General features: G+C 70.4%; 20 protein-coding genes. 6 read left to right on the forward strand and 14 right to left on the reverse strand.

Features of this window, described 5'->3' with window-relative positions; all coding sequences use genetic code 11:
- Positions 1–16 precede the first annotated feature (16 nt).
- The 7 genes from ACFOGJ_RS12265 to ACFOGJ_RS12295 all read right to left on the reverse strand — a co-directional run bounded on the left by ACFOGJ_RS12265 (position 17) and on the right by ACFOGJ_RS12295 (position 5,146).
- Positions 17–1,138 (reverse strand): acyl-CoA dehydrogenase family protein, encoded by a 1,122-nt coding sequence (locus ACFOGJ_RS12265; RefSeq protein ID WP_379900719.1) that lies wholly within the window; start codon positions 1,136–1,138, stop codon positions 17–19.
- Positions 1,139–1,247: 109 nt separating this feature from the next.
- On the reverse strand, positions 1,248–1,637 hold the full coding sequence (locus ACFOGJ_RS12270) for a VOC family protein (RefSeq protein ID WP_379900721.1): 390 nt from the start codon (positions 1,635–1,637) through the stop codon (positions 1,248–1,250).
- Between the two features lie 56 nt (positions 1,638–1,693).
- Positions 1,694–2,434 (reverse strand): haloacid dehalogenase type II, encoded by a 741-nt coding sequence (locus ACFOGJ_RS12275; protein WP_379900723.1) that lies wholly within the window; start codon positions 2,432–2,434, stop codon positions 1,694–1,696.
- Between the two features lie 55 nt (positions 2,435–2,489).
- Positions 2,490–3,554, reverse strand: coding sequence for an energy transducer TonB (locus ACFOGJ_RS12280; RefSeq protein ID WP_379900725.1), 1,065 nt, complete (start codon positions 3,552–3,554; stop codon positions 2,490–2,492).
- 13 nt (positions 3,555–3,567) lie between these two features.
- Positions 3,568–4,074, reverse strand: coding sequence for an ExbD/TolR family protein (locus tag ACFOGJ_RS12285; RefSeq protein WP_379900727.1), 507 nt, complete (start codon positions 4,072–4,074; stop codon positions 3,568–3,570).
- A gap of 8 nt (positions 4,075–4,082) precedes the next feature.
- Positions 4,083–4,532, reverse strand: a complete 450-nt coding sequence (locus tag ACFOGJ_RS12290) for an ExbD/TolR family protein (protein WP_379900729.1) — start codon at positions 4,530–4,532, stop codon at positions 4,083–4,085.
- Positions 4,529–5,146: a MotA/TolQ/ExbB proton channel family protein gene (locus ACFOGJ_RS12295; RefSeq protein WP_379900731.1), complete on the reverse strand. Its 618-nt coding sequence runs from the start codon at positions 5,144–5,146 to the stop codon at positions 4,529–4,531. The genes ACFOGJ_RS12290 and ACFOGJ_RS12295 overlap by 4 nt, the downstream gene beginning before the upstream one ends.
- A 219-nt stretch (positions 5,147–5,365) precedes the next feature.
- Here ACFOGJ_RS12295 and ACFOGJ_RS12300 point away from each other — a divergent pair, with 219 nt between their 5' ends.
- Positions 5,366–5,761, forward strand: a complete 396-nt coding sequence (locus ACFOGJ_RS12300) for a DUF427 domain-containing protein (protein WP_379900733.1) — start codon at positions 5,366–5,368, stop codon at positions 5,759–5,761.
- A gap of 173 nt (positions 5,762–5,934) precedes the next feature.
- On the opposite strand, the gene ACFOGJ_RS12305 is transcribed toward ACFOGJ_RS12300, so the two are convergent.
- The gene (locus ACFOGJ_RS12305) at positions 5,935–6,591 is read right to left on the reverse strand and encodes a pyridoxamine 5'-phosphate oxidase family protein (RefSeq protein ID WP_379900735.1); all 657 of its coding nucleotides are present in this window, start codon (positions 6,589–6,591) and stop codon (positions 5,935–5,937) included.
- A gap of 125 nt (positions 6,592–6,716) precedes the next feature.
- Here ACFOGJ_RS12305 and polA point away from each other — a divergent pair, with 125 nt between their 5' ends.
- The 3 genes from polA to ACFOGJ_RS12320 all read left to right on the forward strand — a co-directional run bounded on the left by polA (position 6,717) and on the right by ACFOGJ_RS12320 (position 12,190).
- Positions 6,717–9,557 (forward strand): DNA polymerase I, encoded by a 2,841-nt coding sequence (gene polA, locus ACFOGJ_RS12310; protein WP_379900737.1) that lies wholly within the window; start codon positions 6,717–6,719, stop codon positions 9,555–9,557.
- 82 nt (positions 9,558–9,639) lie between these two features.
- On the forward strand, positions 9,640–11,091 hold the full coding sequence (locus tag ACFOGJ_RS12315) for an adenylate/guanylate cyclase domain-containing protein (protein ID WP_379900739.1): 1,452 nt from the start codon (positions 9,640–9,642) through the stop codon (positions 11,089–11,091).
- Between the two features lie 55 nt (positions 11,092–11,146).
- A complete protein-coding gene (locus ACFOGJ_RS12320; RefSeq protein ID WP_379900741.1) occupies positions 11,147–12,190 on the forward strand; it encodes a helix-turn-helix domain-containing protein in 1,044 nt (347 codons plus the stop codon).
- A 13-nt stretch (positions 12,191–12,203) separates the two neighbouring features.
- On the opposite strand, the gene ACFOGJ_RS12325 is transcribed toward ACFOGJ_RS12320, so the two are convergent.
- From ACFOGJ_RS12325 to ACFOGJ_RS12350, 6 genes are all read right to left on the reverse strand, one after another.
- On the reverse strand, positions 12,204–13,550 hold the full coding sequence (locus ACFOGJ_RS12325) for an NAD(P)/FAD-dependent oxidoreductase (RefSeq protein WP_379900742.1): 1,347 nt from the start codon (positions 13,548–13,550) through the stop codon (positions 12,204–12,206).
- Positions 13,516–14,871 carry a glutamine synthetase family protein gene (locus ACFOGJ_RS12330; RefSeq protein WP_379900744.1) on the reverse strand — a complete coding sequence of 452 codons (1,356 nt, stop codon included), beginning with the start codon at positions 14,869–14,871 and terminating at the stop codon, positions 13,516–13,518. The genes ACFOGJ_RS12325 and ACFOGJ_RS12330 overlap by 35 nt, the downstream gene beginning before the upstream one ends.
- A gap of 52 nt (positions 14,872–14,923) precedes the next feature.
- A complete protein-coding gene (locus ACFOGJ_RS12335) occupies positions 14,924–16,723 on the reverse strand; it encodes a hydantoinase B/oxoprolinase family protein (RefSeq protein ID WP_379900746.1) in 1,800 nt (599 codons plus the stop codon).
- Positions 16,724–16,882: 159 nt separating this feature from the next.
- Entirely contained in the window at positions 16,883–18,616 is a 1,734-nt protein-coding gene (locus ACFOGJ_RS12340) for a sensor histidine kinase (RefSeq protein ID WP_379900748.1), read from the reverse strand.
- A 174-nt stretch (positions 18,617–18,790) separates the two neighbouring features.
- A complete protein-coding gene (locus tag ACFOGJ_RS12345; RefSeq protein WP_379900750.1) occupies positions 18,791–19,234 on the reverse strand; it encodes a hypothetical protein in 444 nt (147 codons plus the stop codon).
- Complete coding sequence (locus ACFOGJ_RS12350; RefSeq protein ID WP_379900752.1) at positions 19,231–19,689, reverse strand: Lrp/AsnC family transcriptional regulator; 459 nt, start codon at positions 19,687–19,689, stop codon at positions 19,231–19,233. The genes ACFOGJ_RS12345 and ACFOGJ_RS12350 overlap by 4 nt, the downstream gene beginning before the upstream one ends.
- A gap of 111 nt (positions 19,690–19,800) precedes the next feature.
- Between ACFOGJ_RS12350 and phhA the strand changes: the two genes are divergently transcribed.
- Together phhA and ACFOGJ_RS12360 are read left to right on the forward strand one after the other, a co-directional pair.
- The gene (gene phhA, locus ACFOGJ_RS12355; protein ID WP_379900754.1) at positions 19,801–20,658 is read left to right on the forward strand and encodes a phenylalanine 4-monooxygenase; all 858 of its coding nucleotides are present in this window, start codon (positions 19,801–19,803) and stop codon (positions 20,656–20,658) included.
- Positions 20,659–20,943: 285 nt separating this feature from the next.
- Positions 20,944–21,960, forward strand: coding sequence for a zinc-dependent alcohol dehydrogenase family protein (locus ACFOGJ_RS12360; protein ID WP_379900756.1), 1,017 nt, complete (start codon positions 20,944–20,946; stop codon positions 21,958–21,960).
- Positions 21,961–22,003 lie beyond the last annotated feature (43 nt).

Here is a 22,003-nt window from a genome sequence, read left to right on the forward strand (position 1 = left end):
CCCGTTCCCTGTGCCGTCAGGCCGCCGCTTCGCGGTTTCCCGCGCTCATCCGCTCGATCAGCAGGCTCTCCCAGGTGGAGAGCGAGCCCAGCGCGAGCGCCAGCGCGTTGGCGCGGCGATAGTAGAGATGGCAGTCGAAGTCCCAGGTGAAGCCCATGCCGCCATGCACCTGGATGTTGTTCTTCGCGCAGTGCTGGAAGGCCGTGGTGGCGGAGACCCGCGCGGTGGCGGCCGCCACCGGCAGTTCCGCCGCGGCCGACGACAGCGCCCAGGCGCCGTAATAGCAGTTCGACCGCGCCAGGGTGGCGGCGACGTACATGTCGGCCAGCATATGCTTGATCGCCTGGAAGGAGCCGATCTGGCGGCCGAACGCCATGCGCTCCAGGGCGTAGTCGCGCCCCATCTCCAGCGCCCGGTCGGCGCCGCCCAGCTGTTCGAAGGCCAGCAGGATCGCCGCCCGGTCCATCACCTGGCTCGCGATATGCCAGCCATCGCCGGCGCCGCCGATCCGGTCGGCCGCGGCGCCGTCGAAGTCCAGCCGCGCCTGGCCGCGGGTCGGATCGATGGTCTTCAGCGCGGTGCGGCGCACGCCGGCCGCCGACAGGTCGACCAGGAAGAGGGAGACGCCGTCGCCGTCGCGCGCGGCCACGATGCAGAAGTCGGCGATGCCGCCGTCGGCGACCGGGGCCTTGGCGCCGGACAACCGGTCCCCCTCGACACGGGCCTGCACCTTTTCGGCGGACATCCGTCCCCGGCCTTCCGCGATGGCGAAACAGCCGATCGCCTCGCCGGCCGCGAGCTTCGGCAGCCAGGCCGCCTTCTGTGCCTCGGAGCCGGCCTGCATCAGGCATTCGGCGGCGAGGTAGATCGACGAGGCGACGGGCACCGGCGCCAGCGCCCGCCCCAGTTCCTCGGCCAGGACGCAAAGCTCCAGATGGCCCAGGCCGACCCCGCCATATTCCTCCGGGATCGCCGAACCCAGCACGCCGAGTTCGGCCAGGCCCGCATAGAGCGCGGCGTGGTATTCGGCCTCGCCCTCCAGCACCGCGCGTACCGCGGCCGGCGGGCAGCGCTGCTCCAGGAAGCGGCGCACCTGGTCGCGCAGCAGCTTCTGCTCGTCGGAAAAATCGAGGTTCATCTTTGCGTCATCCTCCCACTCGTCGCGGCGCCTGCGCACGGCCGGCTGCCGGACGGCCGGATTCTAGCCGGCTCCGCCCAGGGTGTCCCGGCAACACTCTCTGCGGGCGTCAGATCTCCGCATAGATCTCCAGCAGGTTGCCGTCCGGGTCGTGGAAAAAGATCGTCCGGTGCCCGAAGGCGTGGTCGGTCGGCGGCGCCACCAGGGCAACCCCCTTGCCTTCCAGCGCGGCGGCACAGTCGGCGACCCCCTGCGGCGAGACGCGGAAGGCCAGCTGCAGCAGCGGGCCGGCCTGCGCCGGCGGCGGGTCGCCGAAGCGGCCGCCATGCACCGCCAGCGCCAGGGTGTTGTCGCCGACCCGGAATTCGACCCAATGGTCGCTGAGGACCCGCAGCAGCGGGAATTCCATTACCGTCTCGTAGAAATGACGCATCGCCGCCATGTCGCGGACGAAGATCACGCTGTAGTCGATCTGCCGGATCTCGCGCAGGGCCTGCATACCGTCTTTCCCCTTGTCCCCCGTCCTTTCCCCTCGTCCCCCGTCGCGGCACCGGCTCAGCCGGCGGCCCGCTCCGCCTTGTGGGCCGCCACCAGGGCGGCGAGGCTGTCGAACCGGAAGGCCAGGCGCGGCATCTCCGCCGGCGCGCCGGTGGCGCCGGCGCCGTCCTGGCCGTGGCGGCGGTCGATCCAGCAATTGGCCAGGCCGATCTCGTTCGCCGGCCCGTGGTCATGCACCAGGCTCTGCGCCACATGCAGGATCTCGCCGGCGCCGAAACCGCGTCGCTCCAGTGCGGCCAGCATGTAGCGGAAATTGCGCAGGTCGGGCTTGTAGCTGCCGATATCCTCCGCGGTGTAGACCGCGTCGAAGGCGATGCCCATGCGCCGCAGGGAACCGGTCAGGCTCTCATTGTCGACATTGCTCAGCACCGCCAGGCGGTAATGGTCCGCCAGGTAGCGCAGCGCAGCCGGCACGTCGTCGAAGGCCGGCCAGTGCTTCACCGAGCGGCCGAAGGCCAGGCATTCCTCCCAGCTGGCATGGACACCCCATTCCTCGGTGACCCGCTTGGCCACCACCGCCAGCAGGTCGGCATAGCGGGCCGCCGGCGTGGTGCGCTGCTGCACGATCTCCCAGGCGGCGAAGCGGTCGAGCACCGCTTCGCGCGGGATCTCCCGGCCGGCACGTGCCGCCAAAGGCGCCAGGGCTGCATGCAGGCCGGTCTCCCAGTCGATGAGGGTGCCGTACATGTCGAAGGTCAGCACCTTGAACTCGCCCAGATGCATTCGGTCCTCCCGCATCCTGCCCGCCCCATCGCCCGCCGCCCTGCCCCAAGCCTGCCGGTCGGAACCGCCCCTACCGGTCGAAACGGATGGGCACTTCCAGGTCCAGCCGCTCTGCCGCGATCCCGGGCGGGAAGGGCGGCAGCGGTGCCACCCGATACAAGAGATCCAGCGCCTCCCTGTCCAGGATCTCGTGGCCGGAGGAGCGGATGACCCGGCCGCCCAGGACGCGGCCGCTGCGATGCAGGCTGAACCCCAGGAGAACGACCCCCTGCAGGCGGTCCGCCAGCGCCGCCGCCGGATAGCGGCGGCTGCGCTGAAGGATGCCCTGCAGCCGCGACAGGTAGCCGTCCAGCAGGGCCCGCCCTTCGCCGCTGCCCCCAAGGCCCGGAACGGCGGGGGCGGAAGCGGCGGGGCCTGGAACGGCGGGGGCCGCGGATGGCGATGCCGGCAGGTCCTGCAGCCCGCCGGGCCGCGGCGCCAGGCCGGAGATCGAGCCGGCTGCGGAGCCGCCGGCATCGCGGTCGCCGGCCGGCACCGCCGCAACGGGCGAATCCGCCTGTTCCAGATGCTGCGGTCGCGCCCGGGGGCGCGGGGCCGGGCCGGCAATGCCGGCGGATGTCGCCCCCTCCGCCGCCCGGCCCGCCGGGTCCGCCGCCGGCGCGCCCGAAGCGTTGGCGTGAGGAGCGTTGGTCGCGGGGGCGACAGTGTCAGGCGCAGCGGGGTCGGGCGCGGCGGGGTCGGGCGCGGCGGGTTCAGGCGCGATGCTCGGCGCCGGTCGCACCTCCGCCATCGGCGCCGTGACCGGCGGTGCGGGCAGCGGACCGGCCCCGCCCTCTGGCGGGGCCGTAGGAGAGGCCGGGAGGGCGGAGGATGGGGCTGACGGGGGGTCCAAAGCTCGATCCGCGGAAACGCCCGGCCGCGCCAGGGTCACCGGGCTACCACGCCCCAGGGTTGCGAGCGAGATCCGCATCTCCGGCTGGCCGGCATCCGAAGCCGGCAGCAGCGGCAGGTCCCATGACAGGCCCAGCACGCCCAGATGGATGGCCGTGGCCAGGACCGCGGCCGCCAGCCAGCCGGCCGTACCGAACCGGGCCGGCAGCGCGGCTTCGCCCCCGCTGGCGGACACGGTCGTCATGCGACGGGCGCTGTCATCGTGCGGAAGCGGGTGCGGCAGCGGGCGCGGCGGCGCGCGTGACCAGCACCACCTCTCCGACCCCGGCGGTCCGCAGCCGCTCCAGCAGCCGCATCAGGCCACCGGCATCGGCTCCGCCGTCGACCCGCAGGCGCAGTACCGCCGGCGGTTCGGTAAGCGCGGCCAGGGCCGCCTCCAGGTCGCGGCTGGTCGTGACGGGCGCGCCACCGGCGGCGACACCCGGGGCCGCGACATCCGGGGCGACGGCGACCGGACTGCCGTCCAGCGCCATGCGGCCGTCAGCGGCGATCAGCAGTTCCGGTATCTCGCTCTCCGCCAGGGGCGGCGCCATGCCGGGAGGCGGCGAGACCGGGAAGGGATCCGCGGCGCTGATCGCCCCCGCCATGACGAAGAAGGCCAGCAGGAGGAAGGCGATATTGACCAGGGACAGGCTGCCATCGTCGCCGCCGGTTCCGTCGCCGGTGGCGGCCGCGTCCTCCGTGCCGCGCCGCAGGCTTCGCATGGTCCGGCTCAGCGCGTTGCGCCGCCGGCCGAAGGGGCCAGCAGGATGTCTGCCGCGCCGGCGGCCTTCAGGTCTTCCAGCAGCGCGACCAGGGCGGCCACCTTGGCCCCCTGTTCTGCGGCAACTGAAAACCGTAGCGAACGATCGGTCGTGACTTTCTGTGCATCCGTTACGAAGGCACGCAGTTCCGCCGCCGTCGCGCGGCGTCCATCGAGGGAAATGTCGTTGTTTGCCAGAAGGATAATCGAAATGTCCGACCGGTCGTTTTTTTCTCCTGCCCGATCTCCGTCCACCTGACTCCCGGCGGCTTCCGCCGGCCCCAGCGCCAGATTGAAGCCGTTCCACAGGTCGAAACGGCTGGCCAGCATGAAGAAGATCAGCAGGATGAAGACCACGTCGATCAGCGGGGTCAGCGCGATCGCCGCCCCGGGCAGGGGGGCCGGCCGGCGCAGCCTCACCGGCCCGGCTCCGGCGGCAGCAGCGCGGCGGCGACATCCTCCAGCGCCCGCGCGGTGCGTTCCGTGACCGACTGGAACAGGGCCAGGAAGGCGGAGGCCGGGATCGCCACCGCCAGGCCGGCGGCGGTGGTCAGCAGCGCCGCCCAGATGCCGCCCGACAGCTGCCCGGGATCGATCTGGCGACCCGAGGCTTCCAGTTCCTGGAACGCCTCGATCATGCCCAGCACCGTGCCGAACAGGCCGAGCAGCGGCGCCGTCGCGGTGACGAAGGCGAGGAGCCGCAGGCCGCCGCGCACCCGGTCGAGCGCCGCCTGCGCCCGGCGCTCCGCCGCCACATGCAGCTCCGCCGCGCCGGCCGGCTGTTTCTGGCCCCGCATCCGACAGATCCAGGCGGCCAGCGCCGCCGCAGGATGGGGCACGGCGGCGGCGGCCTCGGCGGCGTCCAGCCAGCGGCCCTTCGCCGCCAGTGCCACCGCGGGCGCGGCCGGATCGCTGCGCCACAGACGCCATGCCGCCAGCTGCCAGAGCTTCGCCAGGACCACCGTGAGAGCCAGCACCGACAGGACGGCCAGCACGATGACGACCGGCCCGCCGGCGGAGATCAGCCCCTGCATGACCGTCCCTCCCGGTTCCCGGCCCCGCAGCGGTACCTGAGGATGCCGTCCGGATGGCCACCCTTGCATTGGCGTCCGCGGCGCGCACATGTATTAAGGAGAGACACCAGCCCAGATATCCCCTTTGGGAACCGGCTGCCCGACGGCATGCGGCGCATGCGTCCGGCGGACCGGGACGTTTTTGTTTGTGTTTGACCAACCGATACAGGAGGGAAAGTCATGGCTTCCAGCAATCCCGGCCCCGGCTATGCCAAGGATCCGGAGCATAAGGTGGCGCTGTCGCCGAGCAACAAGCGGGTGCGCGCCATGCTCAACGGCCTCACCATCGCCGACACCACCAACGCGCTGGTGATGGAAGAGAGCGGCTACGATCCGGTCTACTATGTGCCGATCGGCGATGTCCGCATGGAGCTGGCGACCGAGACCGAGCATCACACCTACTGCCCCTACAAGGGCGAGGCCTCCTACTGGAGCTTTGCCGCGATCGGGGTCAGCGCCGAGAACGCCGCCTGGGGCTACAAGCTGCCCTATGACGAGGTGAGCGCCCTGAAGGGCCATCTGGCGTTCTATCCGGCGAAGGTCGACAAGCTCGAGGTCCTGGACGCGGCCGCCTGAACGGGCGCGCCGGACCACGACGCCGTCGCGACGGACCCGCGGCGCACCAAGGCGCCGGTGGCTAGCCTGCCACCCGGTATGCTGCCTTGGGCTGCCCTGCCGCAGGTCCCGCGGCCGGCCAGGCGCCTGCCGCGCCCGGCGCGCCCCTTCCGGGCGCGCCGGGCGGGCGCCGATCAGTACAATTCCTCGCGGTAGTTCGTTTCCAGCCGCTCGTTGACCGCCGCCGGATCGGCGGTCCTGTCCTTCATCGCGAACAGCTGGCCCGGTGTCGGCATGTCGCCCTTCGTCACCTGGCTCTCCGCCGCCCAGAGCTTCGAGCGGATCAGAGCCTTGCCGCAATGGATGAAGGCTTCCTCCACGTCCACCAGGGTCACCGTGACCGGCGCCTTGCCCTGCACCGCGAAGCGGGCACAGAGGTCCGGGTCGGTGGTGATCCGCGCCTTGCCGTTCACCCGCAGGGTTTCCCGGTAGCCGGGGATGATGAACAGCAGCCCGATATTCGGGTTCTGCAGCAGGTTCTCCAGCCCGTCGAGCCGGTTGTTGCCCTTGCGGTCGGGGATCGCCAGCGTCTTCTCGTCCAGGATCGCCACGAAGCCCGGCGCATCGCCCTTGGGCGAGACATCCTGCCGGCCGTCGGCATGGGCGGTGGAGATCACCACGAACGGCGCCCGCTCGATCATCGTGGCGCACATCTCGTCGATCCGGGTCACCACCTTCTCCAGCGCGAGCTTCATTGGCTCGCCGTACAGTGCCCGCAAGGCGGCCCTGTCGGTGATCTGGTGCTTGTCCGGGGACCGGTTGTCGGCGGGAATCGTCTGGCTTTGTGACATGGTGCCTCGCTCAGGGCTGCACCCGCGGCGCGGCCGGGCAGCGGCCCGGCGCGGCGGGACGAAAGTGCGTGCCGCTGGCAGAAACTTGCGTTTCGCCATCCCGGCGGCTGGGGCATAGTAGCGCCATGGCCGACAACGCGACACTCTCCCCCGCAGCGCAGCGCGATGGCGCGACCCGCCACCGCCTCTACCTGGTGGACGGTTCCGGATACATCTTCCGGGCCTATCACGCCCTGCCGCCGCTGACCCGCAAGAGCGACGGCGCCCCCGTCGGCGCCGTCTCCGGCTTCTGCAACATGCTGAACAAGCTGCTGGAGGATGCCGCCGCCGACGGACGGGTCAGCCATATCGCGGTGATCTTCGACGCCGCCCGCGCCACCTTCCGCAACGACATCTATCCCGACTACAAGGCCAACCGCGACGAACCGCCGGAGGACCTGGTGCCGCAGTTCGCCATGATCCGGGAGGCCTGCGGCGCCTTCTCCCTGCCGGCGATCGAGATGGAGGGGTTCGAGGCCGACGACCTGATCGCCACTTTTGCGAAGCGGGCCCGGGCGGAAGGCGCGGACGTGGTCATCGTCTCCTCCGACAAGGACCTGATGCAGCTGGTGGGCGACGGGGTCTGGCTGCTGGATCCGCTGAAGAACAGGGAACTGCGCGAAAAGGAGGTGCTGGAGAAGTTCGGCGTCGCCCCCGACAGGGTGGTCGACGTGCAGTCGCTGGCCGGCGATTCCACCGACAATGTGCCCGGTGTGCCCGGCATCGGCATCAAGACCGCGGCGCAGCTGATCGGCGAATATGGCGACCTGGACGCCCTGCTGGAACGGGCGGCGGAGATCAAGCAGCCGAAGCGGCGGGAGAACCTGATCCAGTTCGCCGAACAGGCGCGGATCAGCCGCGAGCTGGTGCGCCTGCGCGACGACGTGCCGGTGACGGAACGCCTGGACGACTTCGCGATCCGGCGGGTCGACGAAACGAAGCTGATCGGCTTCCTGGACGAGATGGAATTCCGCACCCTGAAGGCCAGGGTGATCAAGGCGCATGGCCTGGAGGCCGCGCAGCCGGAAGAGGTCGTCGGCCGCGGCGTCGTGCAGGGCGACGGCCATGGCGAGCCGCTGTCCGCGCAGGCACCGGCGGTGGCGAAGACCGACTACCGCCTGGTGCAGGACATGGCGGCGCTGCAGGACTGGATCGACCGCGCCACGTCCGCCGGACGGGTCGCGGTGGATACCGAGACGACCGACCTGTCGCCGCGGCGCGCGCGGCTGTGCGGGGTTTCCCTGGCGGTGGAGCCGGGGGAGGCCTGCTACATTCCCCTGGGTCATGTCTCCGCCGGCGACCTGGCGGACGACCCGACGCCGCCGAAACAGATCCCGGAGGCGGAGGCGCTGGCCGCGCTGAAGCCGCTGCTGGAGGATCCGGCGGTCCTGAAGGTCGGCCAGAACATCAAGTACGACATGGTGATGTTCCTGAAGGCCGGCATCCGGGTGGCGCCGATCGACGACACCATGCTGCTGTCCTATACCGCCGATCCGGGCCATGGCCATGGCATGGACGAGCTGTCGGAACTGCATCTGGGCCACAGGCCGATCCCCTATGCGGAGGTCTGCGGCAAGGGCAAGGCGCAGATCACCTTCGACCGGGTCGCCCTGGACGCCGCCTGCGCCTATGCGGCGGAGGATGCCGACATCACCCTGCGCCTGCACCATGTGCTGCGGCCGATGCTGCTGCGGTCCCGCCGGGTCGCGCTGTACGAGACCCTGGACCGGCCGCTGGCCACGGTGATCGCCGACATGGAGTTCGCCGGCATCAAGGTCGATCCCGCCGCGCTGCAGCGGCTGTCGGCGGATTTCGCCGAACGCATGACCGCGCTGGAGGCGGAGATCCAGGAACTGGCCGGGGAACGGTTCAACGTCGGTTCGCCCAAGCAGCTGGGCGAGATCCTGTTCGAGAAGATGAGCCTGCCCGGCGGCAGGAAGGGCAAGAACGGCGCCTGGGGCACCGGCGCCGACGTGCTGGAGCGGCTGTCGGCGGAAGGCCACGACCTGCCGCGGCGGGTACTGGACTGGCGCCAGCTGGCGAAGCTGAAAAGCACCTATACCGATACCCTGCAGGCGGAGATCAACGCCGAGACGGGGCGGGTGCATACCTCATTCGCCCTGGCCGCGACCTCCACCGGGCGGCTGTCATCGTCGGAACCGAACCTGCAGAACATCCCGGTCCGCACCGAGGAGGGGCGCAAGATCCGCGCCGCCTTCGTCGCCGAACCGGGGCACAAGCTGGTCAGCGCCGACTATTCCCAGATCGAGCTGCGCATCCTGGCCGACATCGCCGACATCCCGCAGCTGAAGCAGGCCTTCCACGACGGCATCGACATCCATGCGCTGACCGCGTCGGAGGTATTCGGCGTGCCGATCGAGGGGATGGACCCGATGGTCCGGCGGTCGGCCAAGGCGATCAACTTCGGCATCATCTACGGCATCTCCGCCTTCGGCCTGGCGAACAATCTGGGCATCCCGCAGGGTGAGGCGAAGCGCTTCATCGACGCCTATTTCGAGCGCTATCCCGGGGTGAAGACCTATATGGACGCCAAGCGCCGGGAGGCGCACGAGCAGGGCTTCGTCACCACCCTCTGGGGGCGGCGCTGCGTGCTGCCGGGGATCAATTCCAAGAACCCGGCGGAGCGCGCCTTCAACGAGCGCGCGGCGATCAACGCGCCGATCCAGGGCACCGCCGCCGACATCATCAAGCGCGCCATGGTCGCGCTGCCGCCGGCGATCGCCGAAGCCGGCCTGGCCGCGCGGATGCTGCTGCAGGTGCATGACGAACTGCTGTTCGAGGTGCCGGAGGGCGAGGTCGACAGGACCAAGACCCTGGTGGCGAAGGTGATGCAGGGGGCCGCCGACCTCAGCGTGCCGCTGGAGGTCGAGGCCGGCGCCGGCGACAGCTGGGGCCAGGCGCACTGATCCGGCCGGGCCCCGCCCTCGACATTTCGGCGCCGCGGCCGATCTTCTGGGTGTGGGCGGTCGAAGCAGGGCGGCGCAGCGGATGGTAGACGGGGACGTCGTGGCACAGGCCGGCGCAGGGGCAGTGGCGGCGCCAGGCCGCAATCTGCCGGACGGCGCGAACGCGGATCTGGACCGCGCCGAACGCAACGGCATGCGGCTGGCGCAATGGGGACGCACCGCCGCCATCGGGCTGTTCGCCGTCTACGGCGCCAGCTTTCCGCCCTTCCCGACCAATGCCCTGTTCGTCGGCGCCGCCGCCCTGTTCCTGCTGCCGGGCCTGTGGCACCTGCACTCCCTCTATCGCGGCACCGAACGGCGCTGGCAGCGCTTCTTCTTCCTGACCCTGGATGTCGCCGCCCTGGCCCTGGTCGGCGCGCTGGTGCCGCCGGACCTGGGTGGCGAGGTGCCGGTGATCGTCAACTACCAGGTCATCGGCATCTATTACGTCTTCCCCTTCATCGCCATCGCCGCCCTGGCCCTGTCCCCGGCCCTGGTGCTGTGGACGGCCGGCATCGGCGTGCTCGGCTGGGTGGCAGGCTGGGCCCATGCCGCCAGCCAGCTGGAGAACCCGCTGCACTGGTCGGATCTGCCGCCCACGCCTTCCGCCGCGGAGTATCTGGCGGTGGTGAAGTCGGTGAACTTCGCCGCCGCGGAAAGCCGGGTGACCGAGGTCTTCTTCATCCTGGTCACCGCCGGCATCCTTGCCCTGGCGGTGAAGCGGGCGCGCCGGGTGGTGCGCGACCGCGCTGCCCTGGACCGGGAACGGGCGAACGCGCTGGCGGTGTTCGGTCAGTACGTGCCGTCTGAGATCGCCACCCGGCTGATGCGCGACCCGACGGCGCTGGCACCGCAGACCCGGGAGGCGACGGTGATGTTCGTCGATATCGCCGGCTTCACCCACCTGTCGGAGCGGCTGCCCCCGGCGGAGCTGATCGCCCTGCTGAACGGCTATTTCGAACGCGCCACCGCGATGGTGGCCGATGCCGGCGGCGTGGTGGTCGGTTTCGCCGGCGACGGCTTCCTGGCCGCCTTCAACGCGCCGCGCTTGCTGGACCAGCATGCCGCCTGCGCGCTGCGCGCGGCCCGCGACCTGCAGGAGCTGGTCCGCAACCACCGCTTCGGCGGCGAGAGGGTGCGCATCCGCATCGGCATTGCCACCGGCCCCGTCGCCGCCGGCATCGTCGGCGGGTCGAGCCACCAGACCTTCACCGTCTACGGCGACACGGTGAACCTGGCGCAGCGCCTGGAAAGCATGTGCAAGGCCCATGACACCTACCTGCTGGTGGCGGAAACCAGCTGGTCCGCCGCCGGGCGGCCGCCCGGCCTGCTGGAGATCGGGCCGGTGGAGGTGCGCGGCCGCGACAGCCGGGTCCGCGCCTATGCGGCGGCGCGGCAGGCGGCGCAGCAGACAGCGGCACAGCAGGCGGGATCCCAACCGGCCCCGATACCGGCAGCCGCGGACGGGGTTTCGACCGGCGGCAGCGGACTGTGATAGCCTGACCGGGCCCGCGGAGATGGAGACGGGCAGGCGCAACGACAGGCCGTCGATGCAGCGTGCAGCACAGGATGGAACGGAGATCGGCACCCGGCCGCAGGGGGCGGACACGGACCTGCTGTTCGACGTGGCGTCGGTCCCCACGCCAGGGCGCCGCGCCGGCGCCTGGGCCGAGGCGCTGTGCGAGCATTATTATCCGCTGGAATTGGCGACCCGGCCCGGCGACTTCGCCGTGGGGCGCATGTTCATCCGGGACATCGCCGCCCTGCGGGTCGGCACCCTGGAATGCGACCCGATGGAGGTCCGCCTCCGGCCGGAGCATGTCCGGAAGCAGGTCGACGAGTTCTACATGATCCCGCTGACCGGCCGCAGCCCGCTGACCCTCACCCAGTTCGGCCGCACCGGCGACCTGCGGCCCGGCGACCTGGGCTTCGTCTGCACCGGCGCGCCCTATGTCTACAGCCAGCCCGAACGCGACCGCTTCACGGCGCTGCGCATGCCCGCCGGCCCTGTCCGCGACCGGATTCCCTTCGCCGACGACCTGACCGCAAGGACCTTCGCCGGCGACACGGCGATGGTCGCGATCTTCCTGGACTATCTGCGGTCATGTCTGGCCCACGGCCATGCCCTGGACCGCGGCCAGCCGTCGGAGCAGTCCGGCGTGCTGAAATGCCTGGCCGACCTGCTGGCGCTGGCGATTTCCGCCCCGGCTGCGGCCGACAGCGGCGAAAGCGCCGTGCGCACCGCGCACCGCCAGCGCGCCCTGCGTTTCATCGACGCCAATCTGGCCCGGCCCGAACTGCGCCCGGGACTGGTGGCCCGCAGCCTGGGCCTGTCGCCGCGCTACCTGCAGCGGCTGTTCGCGGAGCAGGGGCTGCAGCTGTCGGGCCTGATTCGTGGCCGCCGCATCGCGGAGGCGCGCCAGCGCCTGGCCGCAGCGGGCCCTGCCCGCCCGTCGGTCACCCAGCTCGCATTCGACGTCGGCTTCACCGACCCTGCCCATTTCAGCCGCGCCTTCCGGGCAGAGACCGGGATGTCGCCCAGTGCCTTTATCGAGGCCTCGCGGGAGGCCGCACGGGAAGCGCCCGGCGGCTGAGCGGCGCGGGCCCTCAGATGCCCAGCCGGTCGCGCAGGCCGAACCACCAGGCGCCAAGCACCGTCAGCGGCACCCGGAAAGCGCGGCCGCCCGGGAAGGGCATGTTCGGAAGCGCGCTCCAGACCGCATAGCGGGCGCTCTCTCCCGCCACGGCTTCCGCCAGGATGCGGCCCAGAAGGTGGGTGGTGGTGACGCCATGGCCGCTGTCGCCGTGGGAGAACCAGACGCCGTCCGGCAGCCGCCCGACATGCGGGATCCGGCTGAAGGTCAGCGCGAAATTGCCGCTCCAGGCATAGTCGATCCGGACATCGGCGAGGCCGGGAAAGGTCTTCAGCATGTTCGGCCGCAGCAGCCCCACGATGTCGGACGGGTCGCGCCCGCCATAGCCGATGCCGCCGCCATAGAGCAGGCGGTGGTCGGCGGTGCGCCGGTAATAGTCCAGCACATAGTTCGCATCCTCGACGCAGAAGTCGGCGGGCAGCAGCGCCTTGGCCCGTGCCTCCCCCAGCGGCTCGGTCGCCATAACATGGCTGGACACCGGCATCATGTGGCGGCCGATCTCCGGCAGCAGGCTGCCCAGATAGGCGTTGCCGCAGACCAGGACATCGCGGCAGCGCACCCTGCCGGCGGCGGTATGGACGGCAGGCGCGGCGCCGCCTTCCACCCGCACCGCGCGGGAGCGTTCGTGGATCGCCGCGCCCAGTCCTTCCGCTGCCGCGGCCTGGCCCAGCACCAGGTTCAGCGGATGGATATGGCCGCCGTGACGGTCGATCATGCCCCCGGCATAGCGGTCGCTGGCCACGTAGCGCCCGACCTCTGCCCGGCTGACCATCTCCAGGCCGTCATGGCCATAGGCCTGCCAGGTGGTGCGCACCGCATCCAGCTCGCGCATCTGCCGCGCGGTGAAGGCGGCGAAGAAGCCGCCGTCGCGCAGGTCGCAGTCGATGCGATAGCGCGCGATGCGGTCGCGGATGATGCGGCCGCCCTCCAGCGACATGGCGGCCAAGGCCGCCGCCTTCTCCGGGCCGTAGCGGCCGGCGATGGTGTCCAGGTCGCGGCTGTAGCCGTTGACGATCTGCCCGCCATTGCGCCCCGACGCGCCGAAGCCGATCCGTTCCGCCTCCAGGACGACCACCCGGAAGCCGCGCTCCGCCAGCTCCAGGGCGGCGGAGATGCCGGTGAAGCCGGCACCGATGATGCAGGCATCCGCCTCGACCTCACCCTCCAGCGGCGGCCGCAGGCGACGGTCGCGAGCGGAGGCCGCGTACCATGACGGGGCATGGCCGGGATTGCCGCCACCGGCACCGTCCGCAGCAGGCGCCGCGTCAGGCGGTGCGGATATAGGCGTCGTATTCGACATCGGTGACCCGGATGGAGAATTCGGCAAGCTCCTGCTCCTTGCAGGCGGTGTAGAGCGACAGATAGTCCATGCCGAAATTGCCCTGGGCGAAGTCCGATTCCGAAAAGCGGCGCAGGGCATAGTCCCAGTTCGTCGGCAGCGGGTCGTGCGCAGGCGTATGGCTGTCGCCGGCGATCGGCGCCCCCGGGTCGGTGCCCGCCGTCATGCCGTCCAGCGCCGCGCCCAGGATCATCGCCAGGACCAGGTAGGGATTGCTGTCCGCGCCGGCCACCCGGTGCTCGATACGGGTCGCCGCGCCGGCGGAGATCACCCGCACCGCGGCGGAGCGGTTGTCATGGCCCCAGGAGGCAAAGGTGGGCGCATGCTCACTGGGCCGCAGGCGGCGGTAGGAATTCGCATGCGGCGCGAACACGGCGATGCTGTCGGCCATATGCGCCAGCATGCCGCCGACGCTGTGCATCAGGGCCGGCGACGGCCCGCCCTCGCCAACGAAGACGTTGCGCCCGACCGCATCCAGCAGCGAGAAATGCACATGCATGCCGCTGCCGGCCTGGATGCCGTAGGGCTTTGCCATGAAGGTGGCGTCCAGGTCGTGGCGGCGGGCGACCCCCTTCACGATGCGCTTCAGCAGCACCGCATGGTCGGCCGCCTTCAGGCCGTCCGCGACATGGTTCAGGTTGATCTCGTACTGGCCGGGGCCGTTCTCCCGCAGGGTGGTGTCGGCCGGCACGCCCTGCGCCCGGCAGGCCACCGCGATGTCGTGGAAGACCTCCTCGTAGTCCTGCAGTTCGGCGATGGAGAGCACCTGGGTCTGGCCGCTCTGCCAGCGGCCATCGCGGGAGTTCGGCGGCCGCACCGGGTCCAGCGCACTGCGCACCGGATCGATCAGGTAGAACTCCAGCTCCGTCGCCAGGACCGGGGTCAGGCCCTGCGCGGCAAAACGCGCCAGTACCGCGGCCAGGACGTTGCGCGGGTCGCTGGAGATGCCGCCGCCATGGCCGTCGGTCATCTGCAGCATCACCTGGGCGGTCGGCCGCTGCAGCCAGGTCACCCGCGACAGGGTGCCCGGGATCGGCAGGCAGAGGCCGTCCGGATCGCCGGTTCCCTTCGCCAGGCCGGCGGCGGCGACGTCGCGGCCCCAGACGTCGAGGGCATAGACCGAACGCGGGATCGCCATCCCGTCGGTCAGCACGTCCAGCGCCCGCTCCCGCGGGATCCACTTGCCGCGGGGCACGGCGTTCACATCGACGACATAGGCTTCCAGCACCTCGACATCGGGGTTGGCCTCCAGGAACCGGGCCGCCTCTTCCTTGTCCGTCATCTCCTGCCTTCCGGTCCCGCCTTCGGGTGCGCAGCCGCCGCGCGGCCGCCGCTCAGGCCGGAACGGCGTCAGCGAGCTGCCGGCGCAGCGCCGCCGTGGCCTCCGCATCGATGGAGAGGGCATCGTAGCCGTCGTCCTGCCGCAGAGCCACGCCATAAACATCGCGCGCGCGCTCCGCGGTCTCATAGCCCTCCAGCACGTCGCGCAGCACCCGTTCCGGATCGCGCTCCAGCGGCGAGCCGTAACCGCCGCCGCCGGCCTGGTTGCCGCGCACCGCCTCGCCCGGCCGCAGGGTGATCGCCCCGACGCTGGGCAGTTCCTCCTCGTTGCCGTTGGCGGACACCTTCCAGTGGCGGCAGGGCAGGCCGTCGAGCCCGCCGCGCACGCCGCGCGGCGGATAGACCGTGCCGTCGCAGGGCCAGAGCACTTCCATGCTGTCCGCGGTGGGTCCGTAGGCCATCTCCATCGCCGGCGCGCCGCGATGCCGGCCGGCGCCGCCGGTGCCCGACATGATCCGCAGGTAGCGCACCTGCATCGGGTGCTTCAGTTCGTCGATCTCCACCGAGTCGCGCAGCATCAGGCCGGCCGCGACCGGCAGGCCGTAGGTGACCCAGCCGTCGGCGGACGGCCCGCCCGGACCGCCGGAATTCGACAGGAAGAGCTGGTTGATAAAGGGCTCGCCGCCGGCACGGGGGTCGTCACCGGAAATCACCGCACAGCCCGCGCCCAGCCCCATGCCGCCTTCCGCCAGGCCATAGCCGTCACTGATCTGCGCGAAGGCGGACTGCACCATGTTGACCAGCCGGTCCGCGACATTGGTGGTCGCGACCGAGCAGGAATGCGGGAATTTCGGCCGGCCGCAGACCGAGCCGTCGCGCAGGTGCAGGCGGATCCGCCGGAACGAGCCGGCATTGCGCGGCACCGACCGGTCCAGGGAGTTGAAGACGCCGGCGACGACGGAAGACGAGGTGCAGGCCTCGCTCTCGTTGAAGCCGCAATCGACATTGTCGACATTGTCCGTCAGGTCGACGTCGATATAGGCCGTCTCCGGGTCGATGCGGAGCTCGACGTTCAACGGGATGCCGTCGGGCAGCAGGTCGCCGAACGGGTCGTGGCGGCCGGTGTTGCGCAGGGTGACGGCGGGCAGCTTGCGGATCGCGTTCACCATCCGCTGCTCCGAATAGGCGAACCAGTGGCCGACAAAGGCCTTGATCGTCTCCGCGCCGTACTTCTCGCACAGCTCCTTCAGCCGCCGTTCGGCGATCCGGGCGGCGCCGATGCCGGCCAGGAAGTCGCCATACCACTGTCCCGGCACCCGGATCCGCGACCGGCACATGCGCACCACATCGTCGACCATCTTGTAGTCGCGCTGGATTCGCACTGCGGGAAAGATCAGCGCGCCCTCTTCGTACTGATCCTTCGCCCCGGCCATGTAGGTGGTCGGCAACGCATTGCCGATATCGGCCTGGTGCGCCTTCGCCACCGCGGTGAACAGGTGCTCGCCGCCGACGAAGACGGGGACCAGGTAGGTATGGTCGGCGGCATGGGTATTGCCGGAATAGGGGTCGTTGTGCAGGTAGCAGTCGCCCTCCGCCATGTCCGGATTGAAGTCGGTCATCGCCCGGGTCTGCAGGTGGCTGCCGAAGATGTGGATCGGCAGTCCCTCGGCGGAGAACAGCAGCCGGTTGTCGCCGGTGCAGATCGAGCAGGAGAAGTCGCGCGCGCTGTTGATGACACCGGACCGCGCCGCGCGCAGCAGGGTGTTGGTCATCTCCCGGATGATGCCCTCGATCCGGTTGGAGAGGACGGCGGTCATGAAGGGATCGAAATCGTCGCTGCGCTCGGTCGTCATGGCTGCGGCTCCTGCTGGGGCGGCGGATGCATCGCGGCAGGATAGCCGGCCGGTCGCGACGGGGCTTGCCGGCAAGCGAACGAACCGCTGCCGCATCGCGACATCCGGGACAGGCCGCCGGCCCGAACGCCGCCGCCGGCCCGAACGCCGCTGCCGCCCCTAGGCGACCGCGGTCGCCCGCCTGAGGCGTGCGGCCGGGAAGTCGATGTAGAAGGCGGCCCCCTGTCCCAGCTCGCTCTCGATCCGCAGGCCGCCGTCATGCAGTTCCGCGAAGCGCTTCACGATGCTCAGCCCCAGGCCGTGGCCGGCGGCCCGGCGGGTCTGTTCGGCATGGCGGCCATGATCGCTGCCGCCCTGGTAGAACGGCTCCACCAGGCTGGGGATCTGATCGGCCGGGATGCCGGCCCCGTCATCGACCACGCCGAGGCAGGCATCGCCGGCCTTGCCTGGGGTCCAGAGGATCAGGATGGTGGCCTCGTCGCCGGCATAGTGCTGAGCGTTCGACAGCAGGTTCTCCAGGATCCGGCGGACCGCCAGGGGGTCGCCCTGAAGGATGACAGGCGCGTCAGGAGCCAGGCGCAGCTCCACCCTGTGCTTGCCCAGCCGGGCCTGCCAGCTGGTCGCGATCTCGCGCAGCAGGGCCGGCACGTCGATGTCGGACACCTGCATGCGGTAGTCCTCGGTCTCGATCTTCGCGAGGTCGAGGATGTCGTTGATCATCGCCACCAGCGACTGGCCGCAGTCATGGATATGGCCGACATATTCGCCGTATTTCGGATGCCAGCCGGGCCCGAACACTTCGCGGCGGATCATTTCCGAGAAGCCGATGATGGAGTTCAGGGGCGTGCGCAGGTCGTGGCTCATGTTCGCCAGGAAGTGCGACTTGGCCGCGCTTGCCCGTTCCGCCGCGATGCGTGATGCCACCGCCTCGTTGCGCGCCGTCTCCAGCAGACGGCCGGTCCGCGCCTGCGCCAGTTCCGTCCGCATCTGCAGCAGCACGACCGCCACCGCCAGCAGGAACAGGGTGCCGGTCAGCCCGCCGATCAGCAGGATGTGCCGCGACCATGATGGCCAGCCGTCGACCGGCACCGCAGCCAGCATCCATTCGCCGGAGACCAGGGCGATGGTGAGGGTGACGGGGTTCTGCGACAGCACCGCCGCGGCCCCCCAGAACGGGTCCCCCGCGGCGCCGGTGCCATCGCGCCCTACCAGCACCAGACTGTAGTGCTCCCGCAGGGCGGGCAGGCCGACGCTGTCCAGGAAGGCGGGGAAGTCGATCACCGTGGAGACGAGGCCCCAGAGCGGCGGGTCCGCACGGTTGCGGTTGGGGCGGCCGGTGATCGAGGCCGGCATGTCGAGGAAGATCGGGAAGCGGCTGATCAGTCCGACCCCGCCCTGCACCAGGTCCAGCGGCCCGGCCATCATGACCCGCTTCTCCCGGATCGACTGTTCCACCATCGGCCATTGCGCCGGCAGCCTGCGATAGTCCAGGCCCAGCGCGGTCTCGTTGCCGGCGATCGGATAGACATGGCTGATCACCAGGTTGCGGGCGAGGCCGATATTGCGGATATGGCTCTGGCCGCTGGCGATCAGGTCGCCGGCCAGCAACTCGAACTCCTGCTGGTCCAGATCGGGATGCACCTTTATGTAGCTGATCAGCCCGCGGGTCAGCTGCACGTCGGCATTCAGCCGGCTTTCCATCAGGGCGCGGACGCCGCCGAGATCCGCGATCGCGTCCGCCCGGGCATCCGATGTCGTGGCCCGGTAGGCCATCGTCTCGGCAAAGCCGGCGCCGATCAGCCCCAGCAGGGCGATGGCGACGATCTGCGCCATCGCCTTGAGGCGGATGCCCCGGTCGGACGGTCCTGCATGTCCCTGGCTCTGTTCAGCCATCGAACGCCATCGGTTGGCCCAAGAATGGGAAAGCCCGGGCGGGAAGGCCCCCGGTTGCGATGCCATGCAGCCCCGCCTGCGGCACCGGTGCGGAAATGTATATGGACCGTTTTTCCGTCTGGTTAACGTCGCCGTGCATGGCCGGATGCGGCACGGCTGGTGGCGGCATGTCCGTCACCCGCCCCTCAGGCAGCGGCGGACAAAGGGTTCGCAGGCCGCCGGCGCAGGCTCGCCGCCGGCCGCGCGGCCGTCGAATGCGGCATCTACGACCCGGCCGTCGCGGACCAGGAAGCGGGCCGAACAGTTCCTGCGATAGGTCACGCTGGGCGGCGGCGGCAGCGCATCGGAGGCGGAGCCGACGCGGCCCGGCCCGGGATCGGGCCGCGGGATGTCCACCTGCCGGGCACTGCTCATCTCGTAGTGCAGCACCGTGCCGCCGGCCGCATCCTCGACCGCGGTCGGGGTGCCTGCGCAGGCATTCAAGGTCCGCCGGTCCATCCCGGCGAAGCGCGACGGTGCCTCCTCGACAAGGTGGGATCCGCTGCCACCGCAGGCTGCCGTCAGCAGGATCAGCACAACCGCGAACCCCGATGCCAGGCTCCGGTGCGGGGCGGTCACAGCGGCACCGCCGTGGTGTATTTCAGCCGGCGCAACGTGAAGGCGGATGCCGCCGAAGCGACGACCGGGTTGCCCAGCACATGGTTCATCAGGAACGCCTCGTATGCAGCCACGTCTTCGACCCGGACCATCAGCATGTAGTCGTAGGAGCCGGAGACAGCGTAGCATTCCATGATCTCCTCGCGCGACTTGACGAAGGCCTCGAACGCGGCGCGGGTTTCCGCCGCATGGTCGCGGATCGTCAGGCTGGTCAGCACGCAGACCGGCACGCCGACCCTGTCCGGATCGACCAGGGCGACCCGGCCCTGGATCGCGCCGCCCTTCTCCAGCCCCTGAAGGCGCCGCCAGACCGAGGCCTGGCTGAGGCCGACCTGGTCCGCCAGGGCCTGCAGGGTCAGGGTCGCGTCCTGTTGCAGCAGGCGAAGGATGGCCCGATCCTGGTCAGTCAGCTCCATGACAATCCTGTTTCAGATATGGCGCATCGGTGAATTACTTTGTTCATAATTCCATGATCTGCCACAAAACGGGATAAGATTTTTCAGCGGCCCGACCCCATATTCAGAGGCATGGATGCAACAGCCCGACATAGCCACCGGCCGCATGGCCCGATCGCCGACGACTACACCATCGACCAGGCGTGGGAGCGGTACAGCCCGGCCGAACATGCCCGCTGGGACCTGCTGCATGCCCGCCAGGTCCGGATGCTGCGGCAGCGCGCCTGCCCGGAATTCCTGCAGGCGCTCGACCGGCTGGCACTGTCGGATGGCGGCATCCCGCATTTCGGCCGCCTGAGCGAGCGTCTGGCCGCCCGCACCGGCTGGCAGGTGGTGGCGGTGCCCGACCTGGTGCCCGATCCCGTGTTTTTCGAGCATCTGGCCAACCGCCGCTTTCCGGCCGGCGCCTTCATCCGGGGCGCCGACCAGTTGGACTATCTGCAGGAACCCGACGTTTTCCACGACGTCTTCGGCCATGTGCCGATGCTGGCCGATCCGGTGTTCGCCGACTTCATGCAGGCCTATGGCGCGGCTGGCCTGGCTGCCGCCCGCGCTGGCCGGATCGATCGACTGGCCCGGCTGTACTGGTACACCGTCGAGTTCGGCCTGGTCCGCGGATCGCGCGGCGACGACCTGCGCATCTACGGCGCCGGCATCCTGTCGTCGGCACGGGAATCCGTCTACGCGCTGGAGGATCCCGCCCCCCGGCGGATCGGCTTCCGCGCGGACCGGGTGATGCGCACCCGCTACCGCATCGACGATCTGCAGCAGGTCTATTTCGTGATCGACGATTTCGACCAGTTGCTGGACAGCCTGCAGGGCGACCGGGAGCCGCTCTATGCACGGGCTGCCGCCGGCCCCGAACTGTCGCCGGAGGCGGTGGAGAGCGACGACATGCTGCACATCCTCCACGCCCAGGCTGCCGAATAGCCCGCCTGCGCAGCTTCCGCGCGACCGCCCGGCCAACCGCATATCTGCATGTTGCAGGCCAGCCCTGCGCTGCCCGCAAATTGATTCCGCATCGCGAACGGGCCAGAGTTCCGGCCCCGCCCCCGTCCGCCTGAGGCATCGGCAACCGGCAGGTTGCGGCGGTCCCGGGTCGCGGCAGAGGAGGATCGCGTGCCGGTCTGCGCGCACCGCGTCGTGCGACGACGGGGTTGTGCGACGACGGGATGGGCGACCGGCGGGGAGGATGTGCGGAAGGGCGTATCGGTCATGCGTGTGTTGCAGGTGGAGGGGGGCTTCGGCCTCGACAAGCTGGCATTTGCCGAGCGGCCGGAGCCGGAGCCAGGGCCCGGCGAGGTTCTGGTGCGGATCCGGGCGGTGTCGCTGAACTTCCGCGACCTGCTGATGGTGCAGGGCCAGTACAACCCGCGCCAGAAGCTGCCGATCATCCCGGCCGCCGACGCGGCGGGCGAGGTGGCGGCCGTGGGCGCCGGCGTGAGCCGGGTGCGGCCCGGCGACCGCGTCCTCAATGCCTTCCTGCCAAGCTGGGTGTCCGGCCGTCCGAACGCGGAAAAGATGAGCGGCGGCCTGGGCAGTCCCCATGACGGCGTGCTGTCCGAATACCGGCTGTTCCACGAATCCGCCCTGGTCCACACCCCCGAGGACCTGTCCGACCTGGAGGCGGCGAGCCTGCCCTGCGCCGGGGTCACGGCCTGGAGCGCCCTGATCGGTCTGGGCCAGACCCGCCCCGGCGACGTGGTGCTGATCCAGGGAACCGGCGGCGTCGCCCTGTTCGCCCTGCAGTTCGCCAAGCTGGCCGGCGCCACGGTGGTGATCACCTCGTCCAGCGACGAGAAGCTGGGTCGGGCACTGGCAATGGGCGCCGACCATGGCATCAACTACCGCCAGGAACCGAAATGGGGGAAGGCGGCCGCCGCTCTGGTAGGCGCTGACCGCATCGACCATATCGTCGAGCTTGGCGGCGCCGACACCCTCGACCAGTCCATCAAGGCGGTCCGCATCGGCGGCATGATCAGCCTGATCGGCGTGCTCGGCGGACCGAAGCCGGAGATCAACCTGCCGCTGGTGGTGATGCGGCAGGTCCGGCTGCAGGGTGTCACCGTCGGCAGCCGCGAGGATACCGAAGAGATGATCCGCGCCATCCAGGCGGCCGGCCTGAAGCCCGTCCTGGACGAGCGCCGCTTCGGCTTCGCGGAAGCGCCGGAGGCCTTCGCCCATATGGCCGCGGGCGGCCATTTCGGCAAGGTCGTGATCGCCATCGACTGAAACGGGACAAGAGAACGGACAGGGCGGCCCCGCGGCCCCCCAT

The organism is Marinibaculum pumilum (genome assembly GCF_042646425.1).
In the GTDB taxonomy this organism is placed as follows: Bacteria; Pseudomonadota; Alphaproteobacteria; order Ferrovibrionales; family Ferrovibrionaceae; genus Marinibaculum; species Marinibaculum pumilum.

Excerpts from the sequence above, each read along its gene's own strand:
- polA (WP_379900737.1), top strand. The coding sequence starts at position 6,717 with ATGGCCGACAACGCGACACTCTCCCCCGCAGCGCAGCGCGATGGCGCG.
- ACFOGJ_RS12300 (WP_379900733.1), top strand. The coding sequence starts at position 5,366 with ATGGCTTCCAGCAATCCCGGCCCCGGCTATGCCAAGGATCCGGAGCAT.
- ACFOGJ_RS12275 (WP_379900723.1), bottom strand. The coding sequence starts at position 2,434 with ATGCGGGAGGACCGAATGCATCTGGGCGAGTTCAAGGTGCTGACCTTC.
- ACFOGJ_RS12265 (WP_379900719.1), bottom strand. The coding sequence starts at position 1,138 with ATGAACCTCGATTTTTCCGACGAGCAGAAGCTGCTGCGCGACCAGGTG.
- ACFOGJ_RS12285 (WP_379900727.1), bottom strand. The coding sequence starts at position 4,074 with ATGCGAAGCCTGCGGCGCGGCACGGAGGACGCGGCCGCCACCGGCGAC.
- phhA (WP_379900754.1), top strand. The coding sequence starts at position 19,801 with ATGGATGCAACAGCCCGACATAGCCACCGGCCGCATGGCCCGATCGCC.
- ACFOGJ_RS12325 (WP_379900742.1), bottom strand. The coding sequence starts at position 13,550 with ATGTCGAATACGACGCCTATATCCGCACCGCCTGACGCGGCGCCTGCT.
- ACFOGJ_RS12360 (WP_379900756.1), top strand. The coding sequence starts at position 20,944 with ATGCGTGTGTTGCAGGTGGAGGGGGGCTTCGGCCTCGACAAGCTGGCA.
- ACFOGJ_RS12320 (WP_379900741.1), top strand. The coding sequence starts at position 11,147 with ATGCAGCGTGCAGCACAGGATGGAACGGAGATCGGCACCCGGCCGCAG.
- ACFOGJ_RS12330 (WP_379900744.1), bottom strand. The coding sequence starts at position 14,871 with ATGACGGACAAGGAAGAGGCGGCCCGGTTCCTGGAGGCCAACCCCGAT.
- ACFOGJ_RS12295 (WP_379900731.1), bottom strand. The coding sequence starts at position 5,146 with ATGCAGGGGCTGATCTCCGCCGGCGGGCCGGTCGTCATCGTGCTGGCC.
- ACFOGJ_RS12335 (WP_379900746.1), bottom strand. The coding sequence starts at position 16,723 with ATGACGACCGAGCGCAGCGACGATTTCGATCCCTTCATGACCGCCGTC.
- ACFOGJ_RS12305 (WP_379900735.1), bottom strand. The coding sequence starts at position 6,591 with ATGTCACAAAGCCAGACGATTCCCGCCGACAACCGGTCCCCGGACAAG.
- ACFOGJ_RS12270 (WP_379900721.1), bottom strand. The coding sequence starts at position 1,637 with ATGCAGGCCCTGCGCGAGATCCGGCAGATCGACTACAGCGTGATCTTC.
- ACFOGJ_RS12350 (WP_379900752.1), bottom strand. The coding sequence starts at position 19,689 with ATGGAGCTGACTGACCAGGATCGGGCCATCCTTCGCCTGCTGCAACAG.
- ACFOGJ_RS12315 (WP_379900739.1), top strand. The coding sequence starts at position 9,640 with ATGGTAGACGGGGACGTCGTGGCACAGGCCGGCGCAGGGGCAGTGGCG.
- ACFOGJ_RS12280 (WP_379900725.1), bottom strand. The coding sequence starts at position 3,554 with ATGACGACCGTGTCCGCCAGCGGGGGCGAAGCCGCGCTGCCGGCCCGG.
- ACFOGJ_RS12340 (WP_379900748.1), bottom strand. The coding sequence starts at position 18,616 with ATGGCTGAACAGAGCCAGGGACATGCAGGACCGTCCGACCGGGGCATC.